Genomic DNA, 22,171 nt, shown 5'->3' on the forward strand with positions numbered 1-22,171 from the left:
CTGAGCTGAAAAATAGCTTCTCAACCCAGTCGATTTGTTATTGTGATAATTTATATTCTTGCGATAACTGCCGCATTTCCGCGGTCTGTTTATAAACATAAGCTTTGAGTTCTTCACCTGTCAGCTGAAATGGGAGTAGATCCTGATTTTCACGGACTGCATCAAATTTCTGGTTAGCCATCATTTTATCGAAGGCATTTTTCCACCAACCATAGGCTTCATCACTGACCTTTGGTCCCATATAGAAACCACGGATGACTGGCCACTCAATGTCATAGCCTTGCTCTTTTGCAGTAGGTAATTTTGAGAACTTCCCGTCTAAACGCTTGTTAGCAAAAACCGCCAAAACCCGAATATCACCAGACTCTAGGTATGAACTCACTTCACTAATATTGCCTACCCCAACTTGAATATGCTGCCCCAATAATGAAGTTAGCACCTCCCCACCGCCTTCAAGTGCAACAAATCTTAAATCGGCAGGACTAATACCTGCTTTTTTTGCCAACATTGCTGTTTGCATCCAGTCTTGACCACCCACACTTCCGGCACCACCAAAGCTAAGTGCTTTTGGGTTTTCTCGGAGTGCTTTCATCAAGTCATCAAGGTTTTTCAATGGTGAGTCTTTATGTACCGAAACCAAACCATAATCGACGGCGACCCCAGACAACCATTTCACATCTTTTTCAGTGAAGTGTCCGAATTTTCCTTGTGCTAAGTTCAAGAGTGAACCAGTGGAAAATGCAACCACGGCATTATTATTCGCAGGATCACTGTTTACGATTTTGTTATAGGCTACGGCACCTACCCCACCCGGCATATAGGTTACACGTATTGGATCTTTGAGCTGGTCTGTTTGTTTAAAGCCAGATTGAATCAATTTACAGGTCATATCAAACCCACCACCCGGCTTGGCTGGTGCTATACATTCTGGGCGTTTTGGCTGCCCCGCCTCTTTAGAAGCATTTCCTGAACCACACCCAGCTATTGTCACACTGACGCATGTTAATGCGAGTAAAGTTAAATTTTTCATGTTACATACATCCTTATAACGTTTTGCTCTATTCATATTTTGATTTTTACCAATCTCCATAATCGACCTCCTTGGCACGATCATGCTTATCGGTTTTTAGTTTTGGTTTTATGTTTTGAAATGCGCTTTTTCACAGCGAACTTCAGTAATGCAGCGTTACTATAAAAATTACGAATCAATCGACTGAAAAAAATCGCTAAGTAAAGGGAAAGTTAGGATAATCACCAGTTCTATAATGAGAATTAAAACCTTTGCAAAAATATCTAAAAATGCTTCGGTTAAATAATACTGATGAATAACAACAAGATAGTAAAAACGTAATCTATTGAGTTGTCTTTTGCATATCCATGCTATGGGTAACGTTAATATTCAAATAAATAAAACTCTTTACCCAATCTTCCCTTCTGATCAAATGAGCTAAATACTCATATATTGTTCCAATAGTTATTTAATCAGCTACTCTTCTTCATAATTTGAAAATCCATCATATTTTTTAATGCATCATGCATTTAATGTGCTCCTTTTTTCATTTGAAAAGATTAAAGCACAGATCAAGAAAACATCGTGATACCAATAAATTAAAGGGGGCATTAGTAAAATTAAATAGGTTGAAATTCTAAGAATAGGGAATGTAAAAGACTAAAAATTTAAGGGTAAATGTATCGTAATAATAAATAAAAGTTAGAGAATAAATTTTAATATTAAAGTTGAAAAAGATCGTTTTATTGTTTTTAGAATATCAAATTGAAGATCTTTTTTATGGATTGCTGTTAATATTAAAGCGCATGATAGATTTCCCAATCCTTCATATCTGTATCAATTAAATCAAGGATAATGAGCGAACACATTTATTATGGAAATCAAACAAATAAAGTATTTTTTGACTGTGGTTGAAGCGGGCAGTATTGGTAAAGCTGCCCAAAAACTTGATGTGGGCGCTTCAGCAATTAGCCAGCAAATTAGTAAATTAGAACAAGAGCTAAGCATTCGCCTATTACAGCGTAATGCCTTTGGTGTCACTCCTACTCCCGCAGGTCTCGCCTTTTTAAAACATTCTCAACTTATTTTACGTCAAGTGAACTTCGCGGTAGATGCTGCCCATTCTGCACGACTATCTGGACATGTCAGCCTTGGCTTTCCACCGACCATTACGGCTTTGATTGGTATCCCTTTAATGAAACTAATGTCTGAACGTTACCCAGACATTCGTTTAGAGATTGTGGAAACGCTATCGGGCAATCTAATTCAATCCATTAACTCGCGTCAGCTCGATATCGCGATTATTTTTACCAATGAAATTGATAAACAGTGGTCAATACAGCCTTTGGTACGCGAGCAAATGTATTTAATGGCACGTAAGGAAGTACTAGAAAAATATGGTCTTGCCGAATGCATCAAAAGTGGTGTGATTCAGTCTCAACAAATTGGAGACCTTCCTTTAGTATTACCACGCCAGCGCCATAGTTTAAGAAAGTTGCTTGAGCACAAGATTGGTCAGCTTAATGTCGTCTATGAAATTGATGGCCTACACTTACTCATGGACAGTCTAATTCACCTCGACCTTGCCAGCGTCCGCCCAGGTAGCGCTTGTCTGCAAGAGTACAAACATAAGCTTCAATTACTCAAGTTAGTAGACCCTGAAGTTGAACGAATCAATTACTTGGTAAGCCTTGCCGAAGAAGAATTATCACCTGCTGCACTTGCCGCAAAGTCAGCCATTAAGGCTTGTGTGAAAGATTTGATTCAAAACCAGATTTGGCCATGTTCTGAAATTATTTTATAAAGAGTCATTAATTTTATTAAATACCTAATTAATTTTGCCCTCTCACTCCCTCCTGCTTTTTGAGATTACATTTTCGTCCGAATGATAAGTGGTTTGCTACTTATCGAAATATAGATGTGTAGTTTGAACTGGAAACAAGGCATCACATTTTCTGCAAAGGACCTCGCTAAATCTCATCTCTAACCCATTTGCTCTTTAGATTTATTGATTGAATCAATTTAGGTCCAGCCTCGAAAATCGTGAATGTTTCCATTTTGTCAGGCCAAGGAGGTCTCCAATGGATGTCGTGAATAACCGTAGGGCTACTTTTAAAAAAATATTAAATGTAACGAGTGGCAACTTTTTAGAGCAGTACGACTTTTTTCTTTTTGGTTTCTATGCCACTTATATCGCGGCAAAATTTTTCCACTCTGAAAATGAATATGTCTCTTTAATGATGACATTTACCGTATTTGCTGCGGGCTTTCTTATGCGTCCTCTCGGCGCTATTTTCTTGGGCGCTTATGTCGACAGAGTTGGTCGACGTAAAGGTCTTATTGTTACTTTAAGTCTTATGGCCATCGGAACCATCTTAATTACCTTTGTACCGGGTTACGAAACCATAGGTATTATTGCGCCGATTTTGGTGGTGATTGGACGTCTATTACAAGGCTTCTCGGCAGGTGTTGAATCTGGCGGTGTTTCTATTTATCTAGCAGAGATTGCAACGGATAAAAATCGTGGATTTATCACAAGCTGGCAGTCTGGCAGCCAACAAGTTGCTGTTGTGTTTGCCGCATTACTTGGCTACTGGCTCAACACCATCTTAACTACTGCTCAAGTGGGTGAATGGGGCTGGCGTATTCCGTTCTTAATTGGTTGTTTGATTATTCCGTTAATCTTCTTGTTCCGTCGTACTTTAGAGGAAACTGAAGACTTTAAATCGCAAAAGACTCATCCTTCAACAAAAGAAATTTTTAGCACACTGGCGAGCAACTGGCGCATCGTCCTTGCAGGCATGATGATGAGTGCAATGACGACGACCACTTTCTACTTTATTACGGTTTACACCACAGTGTATGCAAAACGTACTTTAGAAATGTCAGTAACAGATAGCCTTTTAGCAACGGTGTTTGTTGGTTTGTCTAATTTCTTCTGGTTACCAATGGGTGGTTTGCTTTCAGACAAAATTGGCCGCCGTCCAGTTCTAGTCGGCATTACCACACTTGCTCTCTTTACAAGTTATCCGGTTTTAAGTTGGTTAGTGAGCAACATTAGCTTCTCAAACCTTCTAATTACGCTTGCTTACTTCTCGTTCTTCTTTGGTATGTACAACGGAACCATGGTCGCAACCCTTGCAGAAGTGATGCCGAAACGTGTGCGTACAGTTGGTTTCTCTTTAGCATTCAGCCTTGCAGCCGCTATTTTTGGTGGTATGACACCAATGGCTTGTACCTTCCTTGTCGAAAACACAGGCAACCCAAGTACCCCTGCTTTCTGGCTCATGCTTGCTGCAGTCTGTAGCCTTATCTCAAGCTTGTATCTATGCCGCGGTTCTAAACAGAAAAATACTGACGCGATTGCTGAACCTGCAAAAATTAGCGCTTAAAACAACTACTACTTAACCTGAAATTTTAATGAACAGTACGGCAGATCTTAAATCTCCGTACTGTGTTCTCCTGTCATTAAAGCGAGATACTATGAAAAAGTCCCCTATCTTCATGACCATTTGCCTAGCTGGTGCTGGCTTAGGCTCAACTCTTGCTAACGCAGATACAATCGAAGTGATTAGCTCAGGTGGTTTTTATTCATCTATGGAAAAACTCATTCCATTATTTGAAAAACAAACAGGTCATACTGTGCATCTCTCGTCTGGTTCATCAATGGGTGCATCACCAACTGCAATTCCAAATCGACTCGATCGTGGTGAACGTTTTGATGTGGTGGTCTTGGCTGCACCTGAACTCAACAAGCTCGCAGAAAAGGGTTATGTAGACCCCAATTCACAAAGTGCTTTAGTGAATTCAAGCATTGGCATGGCTGTACCTAAAGGTGCACCAAAGCCAGATATCAGCTCTGCAGAAAAATTTGAAAAAGTTTTATTAAATGCCAAGCACATAGGCTATTCAGCAAGTGCGAGTGGTACGCATCTTGAAAAAGATGTTTTCCCAAGCTTCCCGCCTGTCGAGTACAAAGTAATTTCGAGTAAGGCAGAAAAAGTAGTTGGTGACCGCGTTGCAAAACGTATCGCCGAAGGCCAGTTTGATATTGGTTTCCAGCAAATTAGTGAAATCAAACCTTTTACTGGCAAATATGGTCAAGTTGAATTAGTCGGCCCAATCCCTGCACCTTATCAAAAAGTGACGGTATTTGCGGCAGGCATTGGTAAAAACTCGGAACATGCAAAAGTCGCAAAAGAGTTAATTAAATTTGTGAAATCGCCACAAGCAACACAAATTATTGAAGAACAGGGTCTTGAGCAGGTTAAAGAATAAAAGCTCTAAAAGGCAACATCTTGAGGTGATGTTGCCTTTTCTCTTTTAGTGGTTTACTCAAAGCAATAGAACAAAAACTATAGCGATAAACCAGTGTAGAATTAATCCATAAAGGTTAATGTAGTATTTGCCGTGGAACTGAAACAATTAAAGTATTTTATTGCAGTGATCGAGTCAGGAAGCTTGGGTAAAGCTGCAAAAAATCTCGATATTGGAACTTCTGCATTAAGTCAGCAAATCTCAAAATTAGAAAGCGAGCTTTCTATTCGCCTTTTACAACGTACTGCTTTGGGTACAGTTCCCACCCCTGCGGGTTTAGCTTTTTTTCAACAGGTTCAACTGGCGCTTAGGCACTTAGACCATGCTGTAGACTCTGCACATTCTTCACGTTTAAGTGGTCATGTCACCGTCGGTTTTTCGCCGAGTGTTGCGTCGGTTATTGGCACGCACTTTTTAAAACTCATGAGAAACCGCTACCCCGACATTAAAGTCCGTCTAATTGAAGGCTTATCGGGTGACCTCAAGGCCTTAGTTAATGCAAGGCAGCTCGATGTTGCCATCATCTTTAGTGACGATGTCGACCCACAGTGGGCCATACAGCCTTTAGTCAAAGAGCAAATGTTTTTAATCTCGCCTAAAGAAGTGCTGAGTCAATACCATCTTGAAAGCTGTATCGACACTCAAACTATTACCCATTCGCAGCTTAAAGAACTTCCGCTAATTTTACCGAGCCAACGACATGGACTGCGCTTGTTGCTCGAACAAAAAATTCATCAGCTTAAAGTGGCCTATGAAATTGATGGGCTGCACTTGTTAATGGAAAGCATTAGCCAACTCGAAATGGCAACCATTCAACCTGCGGGTGCATCGTTAAACTCACGGCAAGACCTATGTTTACTGCGCGTTGTAGAACCTGCCATTGAGCGTATTAACTATTTAATTAGTCTTTCTGAAGAAGAACTCTCGCCAGCTACTTTAGCCACGAAAGTAGTGATTCGCGCTTGTGTAACTAACTTGATTAATGAAAAGCGCTGGCCCGGTGCGGAGCTCATAAACACTTAAGCCATTAGTGTTTATTTTTACTAAACACCCATTCAAGCCTAGCCTCTCACTTCGCCTTCCCTTTTAAAGCTACATTAGCCCTAGCTGAGAAAGGGAGAAATCCATGCATGATGTGATTGTAATTGGTGGTGGGAATGCCGCACTGTGTGCCGCGCTCACGGCAAAAGAAAGCGGCGCTTCTGTGCTTGTCATAGAGGCAGCACCTAAAGAATGGCGTGGTGGTAACTCACAACACACTCGTAACCTTCGCTGCATGCATGACGCTCCTCAAGACGTATTGGTCGATGCCTACCCCGAAGAAGAATATTGGCAAGACCTACTTAAAGTGACTGCAGGCAAAACCAATGAGCACTTAGCCCGTCTGGTCATTCGTAGCACTGCAACCTGCCGCGACTGGATGCGTAAACATGGGGTGAATTTTCAGCCGCCACTATCGGGTGCTTTGCATGTTGCACGTACCAATGCCTTTTTTATGGGTGGTGGTAAAGCTCTCATTAATGCGTACTACCGCAGTGCCCAAGAACTTGGTATTGAAATTTTATACAGCACAAAAATTAAAGATCTAAAGTTAAATCAAGGACATTTTGAAGCTGCAATTGCTGAAGATGGACGTGTGTTTAAAGCAAAAAGCTGTGTATTGGCCGCAGGTGGTTTTGAGTCAAATCTTGAATGGTTAAGAGAAGCATGGGGACAAAATGAAAACGGCGAATGGCCTGCCGATAATTTCATTATTCGTGGTACCCGCTTTAATCAAGGCAACTTGCTTAAATTCATGATAGATAAAGGTGCCGATATTATTGGTGACCCATCGCAATCGCACTGTGTCGCCGTAGATGCACGCGCACCCTTATATGACGGTGGTATTTGTACTCGTATTGACTGCGTTTCCTTGGGAATTGTGGTCAATAACAAAGCTGAACGTTTTTATGATGAAGGCGAAGACTTTTGGCCAAAACGTTATGCGATTTGGGGCCGTCTTGTTGCCAAACAGCCACAGCAAATTGCTTATTCAATTATTGATTCAAAAGCTATTGGTCGTTTTATGCCACCTGTGTTTGCTGGCGTAAAAGCAAATAGCATTCAAGAGTTAGCCGAAAAAATCGGGCTGGATGCAAAAACCTTATGCCATACCGTAGAAGAATTTAATCAAGCTTGTGTGCAAGGCACCTTTAACCATACCGTTTTAGATGACTGCACCACCGAAAATATTGTTCCCAACAAAACTCATTGGGCTGTTCCTCTCGACCAGCCACCCTTCTATGCCTATGCCCTTAAACCCGGCATTACCTTTACCTATTTAGGTTTAAAAGTCGAAGACGATGCTGCTGTGCGTTTTAACAATAAAGCCAGCCGTAACCTATTTGTCGCAGGTGAAATGATGGCAGGTAACGTACTTGGTCAGGGTTATACCGCAGGCGTTGGTATGTCGATTGGCACAACCTTTGGACGCATTGCCGGAAAAAATGCAGCCCACTATGCACTTTCACAAGGAGTTGAACATGAATGCTAATAGCAAAGCCCTAATTCCAGTTGTTCAGCTCTCTGACCATGAGCAAGAAGTCCAAAGAGCCCTACAGATTTGTAATGCTTGTCGCTACTGTGAGTCTTTTTGCGCTGTATTTGCGGCCATGACCAAACGCCTTGAGTTTAACCAAGCCGATATTCATTACCTCGCAAACCTCTGCCATAACTGTGGTGCGTGTTTACATGCTTGCCAGTATGCCCCACCTCATGAGTTTGGGGTAAACATTCCTAAAGCGATGGCACAAGTACGTTTAGAAACTTACCAAGAATTTGCGACCCCTCAGCCTTTAGGTCGACTTTATAAGTCTGTAGGTATTCCTTTTGTCTCGGCTTTAACACTTATTTTCTTTTTTTGCATGTTAGCCGTAGTGTGGTGGAAAGGCACTGACTTATTTGCAGGCTATCAAGGTAATTTCTATGCGATTTTCCCGCATAACTTTTTAGCCCTACTTTTTGGAGCAACCTTTACAGTTGCCATTGTTTTACTCGGCATTGGAATTAGCAAATTCTGGCGACAAACCTCTAAAGTCATTCACGGCAAAGTTGAGAAACCCGATCTGGTTCAAGCCACTCAAAATGTATTAACGCTTAAATATTTAGATGGCGGTCATGGCAAAGGCTGTAATGAGCAAGATGATCGTTATACACAAATCCGCCGTGTGTTCCATCACCTGACGTTTTATGGCTTTATGCTCTGCTTTGCAGCTACAGGTGTAGCGACTTTATATCACTATTTTCTTGATCTACATGCACCTTATCCTTACCTAAGCTTGCCTGTCATTTTAGGAACTTTGGGTGGAATCGGCTTAGTTATCGGACCATCTGGCTTGCTCTATTTAAATCTTAAACGTCATCCGTTGCATGGTGACCGTGAGCAAAAACCTGTAGATCGAGGCTTTATTTTCCTTCTACTTATCGTTAGCGCTTCAGGGCTAGCACTTATGGCATTTCGTAATACCCCTTACATGGCACTTTTACTGATTTTCCATTTAGCTACGGTCATGACCTTCTTTATTACCATGCCATTTGGAAAGTTCGCACATGGTTTTTACCGCAGTGCTTCTTTACTCAAATTTGCCATCGAAGAACGTATTTCCAAGAAATCATAATTTCATTCAAAAGTATTCACTATCTTGGCATAGTGAATACTTTTATTATTTCTTAAGTTCAAAATACTTCATAGCTTCCCTACTTTTTACTGTTTAAAATTCCTAAGCCATACATCGGCCACTTGGTACTCGCTTTAATATTATTAATGAGTATCGCCACTAAAACTAAAGACACTGCGCCGACCAAAACAGGGAAAATTAAGAAACTCCACTCATAATGTATGCTGCTTGCGGTGAGCAAAATAACCAAAGGATTCGCTCCAGCAGGTGGATGAACGCATTTAAACACTTGCATGAGTGCAATGGCACAGCCCACTGAAAAAGCAATTGTAAAAATGGAAACACCGACAAATTTTAGAAAAAACAAACCCACAAAAGCCGAAATAAGATGCCCAAATACAATATTTCTGGGCTGTGCCAAAGGTGACTGCGACACGGTATAGAGCAATACACAGGTCGCACCAAACGGCGCCATGATAAAGATATTATGTGTGAGCTTACTCAACCACAAAAGTATAAAAATACTAACTGTACCCCCAATAAGGCTTCGCAAAATATCAACTTTATTGGGCGATGGAGCCAGTTTTTCTTTGCCATAAAAAATAGAGAACATGATTTTTATTCCTTAGCCAGACCTTGCTTTTTAAAAAGCATATAGATAAAATCTCAAATAGTACAGATCTGTACTATTTTATTTTTTGGAAAAGACTCATGTCAAAATCTGCCTTAAAAATATTAGATACAGCCGAGAAGTTATTTAATGAAAATAGTTTTGTCGGGGTTGGCGTCGACCTGATTCGCGATGAATCTGGCTGCTCTAAAACCACCATGTACACGTACTATAAAAATAAAAATCAACTGGTTAAGTCTGTACTCGTTGCACGTGATGAACGCTTTAAGCAAAGTCTTTTGGGCTATGTAGGAGATACAACAGGGTTAGAAGCCATCAATAAGATTCTGGATTGGCACACCAACTGGTTTAGGCAAGATTTTTTTAAAGGCTGTTTATTTGTAAGAGCTGTCGCAGAATCTAACCAAGACGATCAAGACATTATTTCTATTTCTAAAGCCCATAAACAATGGATTAAAGTGTTGATTGCGCAAAACTGCAATATACCCAATGGTGAAGCTTTATCTGAGCTGATCTATACGGTGATTGAAGGACTCATTAGCCGCTTTTTAGTCGATGGTTTCGATGAAACACTTGCGACAAACATGAAAAACTCTATTAATCAATTATTTAATATTCATAAACATTAGCATGAGAACTTAAAATGGAAGTGGACCATATTTTTATTTGTGTACAATCAGGCGCTCCCGAAGCTGAAACTTTAAAAAAATTCGGTCTAACAGAAGGTTCATCCAACAAGCATCCGGGTCAAGGTACAGAAAACAGACGCTTTTTCTTTAAAAATAGCTTTATCGAATTAATCTTTTTAAATAACCCCGAAGAAGCCTCAAGTGATCTCACAAAACCGACTCTGCTTTTTGAGCGACTAAGTACTCAAAATAATATCGCGTCCCCTTTTGGTATTTGTTTTCGTCCTAAAAATAAAGATGATAACAGCGCAAAATTTCCTAATTGGGTGTACAAGCCAAGCTATTTACCAGCCAGCTTAGAAGTAAATGTTGCCAAAGACTCTGTTGTATCTGAGCCAATGTGGTTCTTCCTTTCATTTGCTTCACGACCAGACCTTGCTGCGAAAGAAAAACAACAACCACTTGTGCATAGCAAAGATTTATCAGAAATCACCTCAATTAAGGTTTCTATTCCAAACCTCGAACAGCACCCTACTTCGTTACTGTTCAATACGCTTGATGATTTTGAAGTGACTGATGGATCGGAGCATTTAATGGAAATTAGTTTTGATCATGAACATCAAGGAATAATTCATGATTTCAGACCAGAGCTGCCGCTTATTTTTAAATATTAAAACGCTTAGTTTCTAATAAAAACTGTGATTTATTGCAAATCACAGTTTTTATTTAAATTGAATCACATTAAAAATGACAATAGCTTAAGCAATTTTCCCATCAATAATGCCTTTCTCCTTTAATGCAGCAAGCTCTTCTGCTGTTTTAAATCTCGATAAGATTTGAACAGTATGTTCACCTAGTTCTGGCGGTGCATGATGATATTCAACTGGAGTATCAGACAGCTTGATTGGTGAGCCAATCGTTTGGAAGTTTTCATTTAAACGATGAGGAATATTCACCACTAAATTGCGATGCACGATTTGTGGTTCAGCCAAAGCATCTTCAATAGAGTTGATAACACCTACGGGTACTTTTAAGGCATGAATCATATCAACCCATTCTTTAGCAGTTTTTTGCAAAAAGTGCTCGGACAATAAAGGAATCAGTTCATTTCGATATTTTACGCGGTCCTGATTACGGACAAACTTTTCATTTTCGAGTAACTCTGGATAACCGATCGCAATACACAAATCTTTAAACTGCTTGTCATTACCGCAAGCAATAATAAATTCTTTATCTTTGGCCTTAAAAGTTTGATACGGCACAATACTTGGGTGTTGATTACCCATGCGCTGCGGGGCCTTATTTGAGGCTAAATAGTTCATTCCCTGATTTGCCAGTGCCGCGACCTGTACATCAAGGAGTGACATATCAATATATTGACCACGTCCTGTGTGCGAACGTGCAATCAAGGCAGCTTGAATGGCTATGGTTGAATACAATCCCGTTTGAATATCTACTACAGCTACACCAACCTTTTGCGCCCCACCACCTGCCACATCATCAGGCTCGCCAGTAATGCTCATTAAGCCAGACATACCTTGAATAATAAAATCATAGCCGGGCTCTTCTGCACGTGGGCCATCTTGTCCAAAACCGGTAATCGAGCAATAAATAATATTTGGGTTTAGCTCACTTAATGACGCGTAGTCCAAACCATATTTAGCCAAAGACCCTGTCTTATAATTTTCAATGACCACGTCGGCAGTCTTGGCGATTTCATAAATTAAAGCCTGACCTTCGGGTGTAGTTATGTCTACCGCAACCGAATATTTATTGCGGTTGGTACACTGGAAATAACCAGATTCACGGGTCATGTTTCCATCTTGATCGGGCATCCATGGTGGACCCCACATACGGGTGTCATCACCTACTCGAGGACGTTCAATTTTAATGACTTCCGCGCCAAGGTCTGCCAAAATTTGCCCACACCAAGGCCCAGCAAGCACACGACTTAAATCTAAAACCCGAATTCCTTGTAATGCACCCATAACGATACCCTTATCTTTTAGAAGGCACTCAACGCACCTTCTTGTCATTGTTTATGATTGTCTTTGTGGATCGTACTGACGATCTTTAATAAATAAGCCCGGCAATACACCCGCAACAAAATACGCAGCTCCCATCACAATAAAGGCCATGGTAAACGTACCACCCGATGCCAAGAAACCAATGGTAGCTGGTGCAATAGCGGCTCCGACACGACCAATGTTATAGGCACCGCCAATGGCTGTTCCGCGCACGTCGGTTGAAAAACTTTCAGCCATATAGGTCGCGTTCACACCGTATGGAATGCCATATAAAAAGCCAAAAGTGATTAATAAATACAAAATATTGTCAGAGGTATTGAAGAAAATAATGATTGGCAAAAACACGGCGCTGGCAATTGTGCCAAACACAAAAACAGCACGGCGGTTAAATTTATCTGCAAGATAACCCGCTAAAATTTTGCCTAAAATCATTGCTGTATATGAACCCACCATATAACTGGTTAAGTTTTTAAAGTTCATATGCACTTCTGTTTCTAAATAACTTGGCATCCAGTTGTTAATGCCGTAATAACCAAACTGTAAGAAGAATGCTGTGGTCATCCACAACAAAAACATCTTACGGTGCTTAAAGTTATTAAAAATTTGCTTATAGATACTGCCACTTTTCGGCTTTTCAGCCACCACTCTTTCTTTAGGTTGTCTGTTGCCTTGTAAGCTTTCAATTTTGGTGAGCTGCCAAGATTTTGGCTCTGGCACAAATCGTTGCAGGAAAATATTAACAAAAGCAGGCACCACGGTCAGGAAGAATAAAACGCGCCAGCCATGATCTGGAATAATTGCGCCAGCTAATAACGTCGCAGCAATATAACCTACGGTTTGACCTGTCTGTAATGTACCCAAGACCGTTGTACGGTAAGTAGTCGGTACATATTCAGCCATTAAGGTATTACAAGCCATATAGAGTGCTCCAATACCCAAAGCACCAATAAAACGTAGAGCCATAAATTGCTCAAAGCTTTGCGTAAAGCCTAACAAACAAGTCGCTACCGAAAAGAAAGTAACTGAGTTGGCAATCGTTCGTACACGACCAAACTTATCACATGCCCAACCACCCAAAATACCGCCAATACCCATACCCGCCAAAGAAGCACTGCCTAATGCACCCGCTTGAAAGGTACTTAAACCAAACTCTGCCTTTAAACTGGTCAAGCTATAAGACAGCAGCATAATATCAATGCCATCGACCACCATCGCAAAATAGGCAAATAACAACGCCCATTTCCATGTATGAGGGCCAATCTTTTCATATGTTCCAAGGTTATTTGGAAATGTAGTCCTTAATTCTTTCGATATTACTTGAACGTCATTGTTCATCTTTAGTTCCTCATTTTCCCAAATGAGTCATCGGTAGCTTACTTATGTTTTCTGTATGACTTAATCTTCTATACTTTTCATCATCTTACATTTAGTTTTAAGTACACAGAGGTACATCTTCACATGAGTATCCTTACGATGAATCTTGTCATTTTCCATAAATTTTTGCGTAAAAATCCCTAAAGGTGCTCTCGAAAGAACACCTCGATCTGTTAAAAATGAATGAGTTAGTTACTAAATGCGGCTATGCCTGTTTGTGCACGACCTAAAATCAAGGCATGAACATCATGTGTGCCTTCATAGGTGTTCACAACTTCAAGATTGACTAAATGGCGTGCTACACCAAACTCATCACTAATACCGTTTCCACCCATCATGTCACGCGCCATGCGAGCAATATCAAGTGCTTTCCCACAGTTGTTACGCTTAATTAGAGATGTGCCTTCAACTGATGCAATACCTTCATCTTTCATACGGCCAAAACGTAAAGCCACTTGCAAACCCAACGCAATTTCAGTTTGCATATCTGCCAGTTTCTTTTGAATTAACTGATTTGCAGCCAATGGACGACCAAATTGTTTACGGTCCATGGTGTATTGATGTGCGGTATGCCAACAAAACTCAGCAGCCCCCATTGCACCCCATGCAATTCCATAACGAGCGCTATTTAGACAGGTAAATGGGCCTTTTAAACCTCGAATTTCTGGGAACACATTTTCTTCAGGTACAAAAACGTTATCCATCACGATTTCACCTGTAATCGAGGCACGTAAACCGACCTTGCCATGAATTGCGGGTGCAGATAGGCCTTCCCAGCCCTTTTCTAAAATGAAGCCGCGAATATCACCGACATTGCCTTCAGCAGAAACTTCTTTTGCCCAGACTACAAATACATCGGCAATTGGACTATTGGTAATCCACATTTTTGCGCCAGTCAAACGGTAACCACCATCAACTTTTTTAGCACGGGTAATCATACTGCCCGGGTCTGAGCCATGATCAGGTTCTGTCAAACCAAAACAACCAATATATTCACCCGTAGCTAGTTTAGGTAAATACTTTTGCTTTTGCTCTTCGGTACCAAATTCATGAATCGGAACCATGACCAATGAGCTTTGCACGCTCGCCATAGAGCGGTAACCCGAATCGACATATTCAATTTCACGTGCAACCAAACCGTAACTCACATAGTTCAAACCCGCGCCGCCATATTGCTCAGGAATGGTTGGACCCAGTAAGCCTAGCTCTCCCATTTCACGGAAAATAGATGGATCTGTTGTTTCATGACGAAATTGTTCAAGTACACGTGGTTGCAAACGTTCTTGGCAATAGGCGTGAGCAGCATCACGAATCATGCGCTCATCTTCGGTAAGCTGTTGCTCAATTAAAAATGGGTCTTGCCAGTTAAATTGAACTTTTGCTTTTTTTGTTGTCACCATGTGATTCATCGCATCCTCTGCTTGATTTGATCTTCTTTATTTAACTCGATGTTATGCGTGAAAAATGCAGTAATCAAACGATAAATGTTCATGCAGATATGCGACTTACGCATATTTAAAATAAGATGCATTAAATTTAGATATTTAATTGGTTGTATTTCATTAAAAATGGCTTATTTTTATACTAAACTCTGCTCTCTGCATTTAGGTCATATGCTGTTTTGAAATATGACGACAAATAAAAGGATTTATTTATGCGAAGAAGTATCCCATCCATTCAGGGCCTGATTTGCTTTGAAAGTGCAGCAAAACATCTAAGTTATACCTATGCTGCCCAAGAGTTATGTATTACCCAAAGTGCAGTCTCGCGCCAAATTCAGCAGTTAGAAGATTTCTTGGGCGTTGAACTCTTTATACGTACTCGGCATGGTGTTGAACTCACCATTGCAGGTCAGCAGTATTTTAAAAGCATTAAACCTTACTTGTTAGGACTAGAGAAATGTACAGCCGATGTGATTTCTCATAAAGGTTTAGGTGGTACACTAAAGTTAGGTGTAGTACCTACCTTTGCAACGCGCTGGTTGTTACCCAAGCTCCATCTTTTAAATCAAAAACACCCTGAAATTACGGTTCACTTAGAAACCAGTACCAAACCCTTTCTATTTAATGACAATATTTTTGACGCTGCTATTTTTGCAGGTACGCAGCAGCAAATTGATCACTGGCCCGGCATACAAGCACATTATTTAATGGATGAAGAAATTGTACCCGTGTGCTCGCCGAGACTCATCGAAAAGTATTTTCCAGATGCAGTCATGATTAATGAAAATACCTATGATTTAAGCTCTGAAGATTTACTGAAAATCCCCCTACTTCAACAAACCACTCGGCCTAGCATTTGGCAAGAATGGTTTCTAACCCATCAGATGCAACACCCGAAGCCTTTTGATGGACAACGCCATGAGTTATTTTCAATGCTTGCGGTTGCTGCCAGTCATGACATGGGAATGGCTCTAATTCCGCAAATGTTGATTGAGTCTGAACTACAAAAAAAGGAACTGGTGATTGTTTCCAATAAAAAATTAAAAGGTAGCCGAAAGTATTACCTTATTCATTCGAGCCAAGACATCTCACCGACTATTCAAAAATTTGTTGAGTGGATTTACCAAGAACTAGAACAACTAAAGACCAATACGCATTAGCTCAGCAACTTTGATTTGTGCCACATATTGCGATCTATAAAAATAAAAAAAGATTGTGATTAGTGAGATCACAACCTTTTTAGTTGAGCATAAATGACTTTGAAATTAATGACTCATTAATTGAATATCTGAACCGCTACGTTTTGGGTCAATCAAGATTTTGGCATGCTGTTCAGGATCACGTAACGCTTCAAATGCATTAGTTACACCTTCTAGGCCAACAACACCTGTAATCAGTGGTGAACAGTTCACTTTCCCCTCTGCAATCATGTGTAGCGCATCTCTAAACTCAAGCGGTGTATAGCCCAACACAAACTGAATTTCTAACTCTTTATTAATTGCAAGTGCGGGTTCTATTTTGTCACTTTGCATGCACACGCCCACCCCAACAATTCGGGAAAATAAAGGTGCACCTTCAATAATCTGCTGTAAAACACCCGGTACGCCCACGCACTCAAAAATAACAGGACGTTTTGGCAGAGCACCTAATTTATCAATCATGCGCCATCCATGCCACCACGGTAAGCGAGTTGCTTGCAACTTATCAAACAGCCCCATGCCCATATTAATCGCATCTGATACATTGCCAAGTAAACCAAACTCTTTCCAGTTAGCAAATGGCGATGTCTCTTTAGGGTCTACCACAATATCTGCACCGCATTGCTCGGCAAGCTTACGACGGTTTGGAGAAAAGTCACTGGCAACTACGGTTTTAACCCCAGCTGCTTTAAGCATTAATATGACACCTAGCCCAACAGGACCACAGCCAATTACAATCGCAGGTTCACTAGTTTTTACACGGCTACGGCGAACAGCATGCAATGCAACCGCCATAGGTTCAGTCATGGCAGCACTATCTGCATCTAGACCATTGGGTACTTCAAACATCAAACTCGACTGAGCCAATACTTGCTCGGCATAACCGCCCGAAGCATTTGGAGAAAGTCCTGTAGACAAGTAACCATGCTGATCTACATTTAAAAGCGGCATTGCACAAACAAGTGTATCTGCTTTAAATTTATGACGTGTTTTTGGACCATAATCCAAAACCTTGCCACAGAACTCATGTCCTAGTACAAACGGATCTGTAGACTTCGCTAAACCATTAAACCCTACACGTGCAGCCAAATCATGCATGTGGTCGCAGTGATGCTGCATATGCAAATCAGAGCCACAGATCCCACATCGCACCACTTCCAATAAAACCTGTCCTTTAGCAGGGGTTAATTTAGGTTGGTCCACCACTTCTAGTTTTGCTTGATGACAAAGTACCGACTTCATTTGAGTGCTTCCTATTTCTTCTTTTTCATTTACTTGCCAGAAATAGATTTCTACAGATAAATTAATCGCTTTATCAGTTTGGTCTTTAGCAAGCCTTTATTCATCTTTACAAGTAAAAGGCAAAATACCAATGACTATTCTTCAGCCAATCCACTATTGAAGAGTCAACAAACAAACAGGCTCAGCGAAATTAAAAACAATAAAAATCTTGATACTTGTATCTTACACAGAGTGCATTGTCTTCTTAGGCCAGAACAATGTCATCAAAATTAAAACTTATACAAATATAGTAAGTTCAAAAAACTCAACTCAACGCTTTTCACAAAAACATAGCAAATCCAAACTTTTATCAGCAGTCCTAAACAGGCATGATGAATTAATAGCAACAGATAAGAAGAAATTTATGATTACTAAAACGCTTCCACTTACAGATATACACCGCCATCTTGATGGCAACATCCGCATTCAAACTATTTTGGAATTGGGGCAACAATACCATTTAGATTTGCCTGCTTACGACATTGAATCTTTACGGCCACACGTACAAGTTATGGATAACCAACCTGACTTATTAAGTTTTTTATCAAAGCTCGATTGGGGTGTAAAAGTATTAGCAAGCCTAGATGCCTGCAAACGTATTGCTTTTGAAAACATGGAGGATGCAGCACAACAAGGGCTAGACTATGTAGAGCTGCGTTTTTCACCGGGTTATATGGGAATGACCCATCAACTTCCACTTGAAGGTGTTGTTGAAGCAGTTATTGCTGGAGTAAAAGAAGGTAGTCAGGTGTACGGCGTAAAAGCGAATTTAATTGGCATTATGAGTCGTACTTTTGGTCAGGAAGCCTGCGAAAAAGAATTAAATGCTCTACTCGCCCATAAAAATGATATTAAAGCACTAGATCTTGCTGGAGATGAGCTTGGTTTCCCGGGTAATTTATTTATTGAGCACTTTAAAAAAGCACGTGATGCAGGTTGGCACATTACGGTACATGCAGGCGAAGCTGCTGGTCCCGAAAGTATTTGGCAAGCCATTGAAGAATTAGGTGCTGAACGAATTGGACATGGTGTTAAAGCAGTTCAAGATTTAAAACTTTTAGATTATTTGGCTAAACACCAGATTGGTATTGAATCTTGTCTCACTTCAAATATTCAAACCAACACAGTACCTTCTTTAGCAGAGCACCCATTAAAGACTTTTTTAGAACATGGTGTGCTTGCCACCATTAATACGGATGACCCAGCAGTAGAAGGCATTGAGATACAACATGAATATTTAACTGCCGCCCCATTAGCGGGTTTAAGCCCTGAGCAAATTTATACCGCTCAAGAAAATGGACTTAAGATCGCATTTTTGTCAGATCAAGAAAAACATGAGTTAAGGCAGAAATATCAATAACAGAGAACAGAGAACAGAGAACAGAGAACAGAGAACAGAGAACAGAGAACAGAGAACAGAGAACAGAGAACAGAGAACAGAGAACAGAGAACAGAGAACAGAGAACAGAGAACAGAGAACAGAGAACAGAGCTTATATAAAGAAGTTCAAAGATTGGAGTATGTATGAATTAAAATTTCGAACTAGAAAACAAAAAAATTCCTTCTATCTGTAAGACTAGAAGAAATGATTTTAATATTTGGGATATTTTTAAAGCTTGAACGCTTTTAAATATGGTCGGAGCAGTAGGATTCGAACCTACGACCCCCTGGTCCCAAACCAGGTGCACTACCAGGCTGTGCTATGCTCCGAAATTGGGGTGAATGACGGGATTCGAACCCGCGACAACTGGAATCACAATCCAGGGCTCTACCAACTGAGCTACATCCACCATCAAATAAGTTCTATGTACCAAGCTACCAAATGGCGCGCCTGACAGGATTCGAACCTGTGACCATCCGCTTAGAAGGCGGATGCTCTATCCAACTGAGCTACAGGCGCTTAACCGATGATGCTTATCATGCGATACTTCGCCGATCTTAAAATATTATTTTAAGTGGTCGGAGCAGTAGGATTCGAACCTACGACCCCCTGGTCCCAAACCAGGTGCACTACCAGGCTGTGCTATGCTCCGATCTATCTCAGCTTTTGCTGTATCGCACATCGTGCGGTACGGTGTGCATTCTAGGCGCGACGCCCTCAGACGTCAACACCTATTCTCAAAAAAAGTTAAAAATCCTTATCAAATGTATATTTAACAAGCATTTTGAGGTTTTTTAACGTTTTAACGATGCACTAAAGGCTAACATTCGATCTAAAGGCATTTTGGCACGTTCAGCAAGCGCTGGATCGACGTGTATTTCCTGATCACCTTTTTGTAAAACTTCTAAAATTCCGTCAAGTTCATTCATTGCCATCCACGGGCAGTGCGCACATGAACGACAAGTTGCCCCCTCACCCGCTGTTGGCGCTTCAACTAAAATCTTATTGGGTACAGCTTGCTGCATTTTGTAGAAAATACCGCGGTCTGTTGCCACAATCAGTCTTTCGTTTGGCAAAGTCTGCGCAGCTTTAATGAGTTGAGACGTACTACCTACCGCGTCTGCAATTTCTACAACCGACTCTGGTGACTCAGGATGTACCAATACAGCAGCGTCTGGGTACAGTGCTTTCATGTTGGCAATACCACGTGCACGGAATTCTTCATGCACAATACATGCGCCATCCCAAAGCAACATATCTGCACCTGTTTTCTTTTGAATATAGCGCCCTAAGTGCTGATCTGGTGCCCAAATAATTTTTTCGCCTAAGCTGTCTAGATGCTCAACAATTTCGACCGCACAGCTTGAAGTCACAACCCAATCGGCACGTGCTTTAACAGCAGCAGATGTATTAGCATAAACAACTACAGTGTGGTCAGGGTGCTGATCACAAAATGCCGTAAACTCATCAACTGGACAGCCCAAGTCGAGTGAGCAGGTTGCTTCAAGTGTCGGCATTAAAATTGTTTTTTCAGGAGACAGGATTTTTGCTGTTTCTCCCATAAACTTAACACCAGCCACAACCAGTGTAGAGGCTGCATGATCTCGTCCGAAACGGGCCATTTCTAAAGAGTCAGAAACGCATCCACCTGTTTTTTCGGCAAGTTCTTGTACTTCAGGGTCGCAATAGTAATGAGCAACAAGGACAGCATCACGTTTTTTGAGCTCTGCTTCGATCTGCGCAAACTTTTGTTGTTTTGCTTCTTCACTTAAGCGATTGTCTTTTGGCTCACCTAAACGGTCTAAATGCGCTTGTACAATGTTTTTTGCATCGTTGGCAATTAAAGTCGCATCACTCATAAAACGTCTTCTCTATCCTTCATGCTGGCATACCTGCTCGCATATAACGTTACTGCTTAAATGATTTACGGATTGAATCATTTAATATCAAAAGATGGGGCTAATAAAAAAGCCTCTTTGTCGAGGCTTGATTATAACTGATATTTAAGAACGGTAATCAGCATTAATTTTGACATAGTCGTAAGATAAGTCACACGTATATACCGTGTCTTTGGCCTGACCACGTCCTAAATCAACACGAATGGTAATTTCGGTTTGTGCCATAACGCGCGCACCCGCTTCTTCGGTATAGTCCTCAGCTGCGCCACCGTCTTTACAGATTTGTACATCGTCTAACCACACTTGAATTTTAGACACGTCTAAGTCTTTAACGCCTGCATAGCCAATCGCAGCTAAAATACGTCCCCAGTTCGGGTCCGATGCAAAAAGTGCAGTTTTGACAAGTGGTGAATGCGCAATGCTATATGCAATGTCACAACATTCTTGAGTATTTGCGCCGCCTTCTACAGCAACAGTAATAAATTTCGTCGCACCTTCACCATCACGGACAATTAACTGTGCTAAACGATTCATTACACGAGCAAGAACTTCTAACACTTTAGCGTAGCGTACATCACTGTCCGATGTAATTTCAGCGCCACCCGCCTGACCTGTTGCTACGAAAATACAAGAGTCATTAGTCGAAGTATCGCCATCAATCGTAATACGGTTAAATGAATGCTCAACCGTGGTTTTTAGTAGCTTTTGTACTAAATCACGGCTAATAGGTGCATCTGTTGCCACGAAACTTAACATGGTTGCCATGTTCGGGCGAATCATTCCGGCGCCTTTACTAATACCTGTCATGGTATAAGTAATGCCATCAAGTTCAAATTGTTCAGATGCGCCTTTAGGCACAGTATCTGTTGTCATAATGCCAGTTGCAGCATCATTCCAAGCAGCATCTTGTACGCTATTTAATGCAGGCTGAAGACCAGCAAGTAAACGCTCCATTGGAAGCTGCTCACCAATCACACCTGTAGAAAATGGAAGTACTTCAGAGCTATTAACTCCTGCAAGCTCCGCTAACTTCGCGCAAGTATCTTGAGCGTTTTTCAAACCTGTAGGTCCAGTACCCGCATTGGCATTACCTGTGTTAATCACTAAATAGCGCGGATTACCTTCGGCAAGATGAGCTTTAGAGACATGAACAGGTGCTGCACAAAATGCATTTTGAGTAAATACACCAGCAACATTTGAGCCTTCTGCAAACTCAAAAATGACTAAATCTCGTCGGTTTTGGTAACGTACATATGCTTCTGTTGAGCCAATTTTTACACCTTTTACCACATACATTTGTGGCATTGTTACGTCACCGACAGCCATT

The 22,171-nt window shown here is 41.0% G+C and carries 18 protein-coding genes and 4 tRNA genes; 10 read left to right on the forward strand and 12 right to left on the reverse strand.

All coding sequences use genetic code 11. From position 1 onward, the window contains the following. Positions 1-37: 37 nt before the first annotated feature. Positions 38-1,090: a Bug family tripartite tricarboxylate transporter substrate binding protein gene (locus AC52J8_RS14855; protein ID WP_017387502.1), complete on the reverse strand. Its 1,053-nt coding sequence runs from the start codon at positions 1,088-1,090 to the stop codon at positions 38-40. A gap of 793 nt (positions 1,091-1,883) precedes the next feature. Between AC52J8_RS14855 and AC52J8_RS14860 the strand changes: the two genes are divergently transcribed. The 6 genes from AC52J8_RS14860 to tcuB all read left to right on the forward strand — a co-directional run bounded on the left by AC52J8_RS14860 (position 1,884) and on the right by tcuB (position 8,982). Continuing rightward, positions 1,884-2,813, forward strand: a complete 930-nt coding sequence (locus tag AC52J8_RS14860) for a LysR family transcriptional regulator (RefSeq protein ID WP_002115857.1) — start codon at positions 1,884-1,886, stop codon at positions 2,811-2,813. A gap of 277 nt (positions 2,814-3,090) precedes the next feature. Beyond that, positions 3,091-4,401, forward strand: a complete 1,311-nt coding sequence (locus AC52J8_RS14865) for an MFS transporter (protein ID WP_017387501.1) — start codon at positions 3,091-3,093, stop codon at positions 4,399-4,401. Positions 4,402-4,492: 91 nt separating this feature from the next. Further along, on the forward strand, positions 4,493-5,287 hold the full coding sequence (locus AC52J8_RS14870) for a substrate-binding domain-containing protein (protein ID WP_032036850.1): 795 nt from the start codon (positions 4,493-4,495) through the stop codon (positions 5,285-5,287). 132 nt (positions 5,288-5,419) lie between these two features. Then, entirely contained in the window at positions 5,420-6,349 is a 930-nt protein-coding gene (locus tag AC52J8_RS14875) for a LysR family transcriptional regulator (RefSeq protein WP_064191086.1), read from the forward strand. A 103-nt stretch (positions 6,350-6,452) separates the two neighbouring features. Further along, the gene (gene tcuA, locus AC52J8_RS14880; protein WP_086399060.1) at positions 6,453-7,859 is read left to right on the forward strand and encodes an FAD-dependent tricarballylate dehydrogenase TcuA; all 1,407 of its coding nucleotides are present in this window, start codon (positions 6,453-6,455) and stop codon (positions 7,857-7,859) included. Continuing rightward, positions 7,849-8,982 (forward strand): tricarballylate utilization 4Fe-4S protein TcuB, encoded by a 1,134-nt coding sequence (gene tcuB / locus AC52J8_RS14885; RefSeq protein ID WP_086399059.1) that lies wholly within the window; start codon positions 7,849-7,851, stop codon positions 8,980-8,982. Before tcuA ends, tcuB begins: the two co-directional genes overlap by 11 nt. Before the next feature lie 79 nt (positions 8,983-9,061). On the opposite strand, the gene AC52J8_RS14890 is transcribed toward tcuB, so the two are convergent. Beyond that, complete coding sequence (locus AC52J8_RS14890; protein WP_002115845.1) at positions 9,062-9,595, reverse strand: HPP family protein; 534 nt, start codon at positions 9,593-9,595, stop codon at positions 9,062-9,064. Positions 9,596-9,693: 98 nt separating this feature from the next. Between AC52J8_RS14890 and AC52J8_RS14895 the strand changes: the two genes are divergently transcribed. After that, the gene (locus AC52J8_RS14895) at positions 9,694-10,242 is read left to right on the forward strand and encodes a TetR/AcrR family transcriptional regulator (protein WP_005075174.1); all 549 of its coding nucleotides are present in this window, start codon (positions 9,694-9,696) and stop codon (positions 10,240-10,242) included. 14 nt (positions 10,243-10,256) lie between these two features. Then, positions 10,257-10,916: a VOC family protein gene (locus AC52J8_RS14900; protein ID WP_086399058.1), complete on the forward strand. Its 660-nt coding sequence runs from the start codon at positions 10,257-10,259 to the stop codon at positions 10,914-10,916. Between the two features lie 84 nt (positions 10,917-11,000). On the opposite strand, the gene AC52J8_RS14905 is transcribed toward AC52J8_RS14900, so the two are convergent. The 3 genes from AC52J8_RS14905 to AC52J8_RS14915 all read right to left on the reverse strand — a co-directional run bounded on the left by AC52J8_RS14905 (position 11,001) and on the right by AC52J8_RS14915 (position 15,052). After that, positions 11,001-12,230, reverse strand: coding sequence for a CaiB/BaiF CoA transferase family protein (locus AC52J8_RS14905; RefSeq protein ID WP_086399057.1), 1,230 nt, complete (start codon positions 12,228-12,230; stop codon positions 11,001-11,003). A gap of 51 nt (positions 12,231-12,281) precedes the next feature. Beyond that, entirely contained in the window at positions 12,282-13,604 is a 1,323-nt protein-coding gene (locus AC52J8_RS14910; RefSeq protein ID WP_005803331.1) for an MFS transporter, read from the reverse strand. A 227-nt stretch (positions 13,605-13,831) separates the two neighbouring features. Next, positions 13,832-15,052 (reverse strand): acyl-CoA dehydrogenase, encoded by a 1,221-nt coding sequence (locus tag AC52J8_RS14915; RefSeq protein ID WP_057085139.1) that lies wholly within the window; start codon positions 15,050-15,052, stop codon positions 13,832-13,834. Between the two features lie 245 nt (positions 15,053-15,297). Between AC52J8_RS14915 and AC52J8_RS14920 the strand changes: the two genes are divergently transcribed. Next, complete coding sequence (locus AC52J8_RS14920) at positions 15,298-16,245, forward strand: LysR substrate-binding domain-containing protein (RefSeq protein ID WP_032007294.1); 948 nt, start codon at positions 15,298-15,300, stop codon at positions 16,243-16,245. A 105-nt stretch (positions 16,246-16,350) separates the two neighbouring features. Here the strand turns inward: AC52J8_RS14920 and AC52J8_RS14925 are convergent, their stop codons facing one another. After that, positions 16,351-17,526 carry a zinc-binding dehydrogenase gene (locus tag AC52J8_RS14925; protein WP_086399056.1) on the reverse strand — a complete coding sequence of 392 codons (1,176 nt, stop codon included), beginning with the start codon at positions 17,524-17,526 and terminating at the stop codon, positions 16,351-16,353. Between the two features lie 403 nt (positions 17,527-17,929). Between AC52J8_RS14925 and add the strand changes: the two genes are divergently transcribed. Next, complete coding sequence (gene add, locus AC52J8_RS14930) at positions 17,930-18,925, forward strand: adenosine deaminase (protein WP_086399055.1); 996 nt, start codon at positions 17,930-17,932, stop codon at positions 18,923-18,925. A 273-nt stretch (positions 18,926-19,198) separates the two neighbouring features. Here add and AC52J8_RS14935 read toward each other — a convergent pair. The 6 genes from AC52J8_RS14935 to argJ form a co-directional block, all read right to left on the reverse strand. After that, positions 19,199-19,275: transfer RNA gene (locus AC52J8_RS14935), tRNA-Pro, on the reverse strand. 4 nt (positions 19,276-19,279) lie between these two features. Then, a tRNA-His gene (locus AC52J8_RS14940) sits at positions 19,280-19,355 on the reverse strand. A gap of 33 nt (positions 19,356-19,388) precedes the next feature. Continuing rightward, positions 19,389-19,465: transfer RNA gene (locus AC52J8_RS14945), tRNA-Arg, on the reverse strand. A gap of 56 nt (positions 19,466-19,521) precedes the next feature. After that, positions 19,522-19,598 (reverse strand) — tRNA-Pro (locus AC52J8_RS14950). Between the two features lie 142 nt (positions 19,599-19,740). Further along, positions 19,741-20,805 carry a quinolinate synthase NadA gene (gene nadA / locus AC52J8_RS14955; protein WP_002115913.1) on the reverse strand — a complete coding sequence of 355 codons (1,065 nt, stop codon included), beginning with the start codon at positions 20,803-20,805 and terminating at the stop codon, positions 19,741-19,743. 144 nt (positions 20,806-20,949) lie between these two features. Further along, the gene (argJ, locus tag AC52J8_RS14960) at positions 20,950-22,170 is read right to left on the reverse strand and encodes a bifunctional glutamate N-acetyltransferase/amino-acid acetyltransferase ArgJ (RefSeq protein WP_017481251.1); all 1,221 of its coding nucleotides are present in this window, start codon (positions 22,168-22,170) and stop codon (positions 20,950-20,952) included. Position 22,171: the final 1 nt, after the last annotated feature.

The organism is Acinetobacter sp. S-1 (assembly GCF_059579785.1).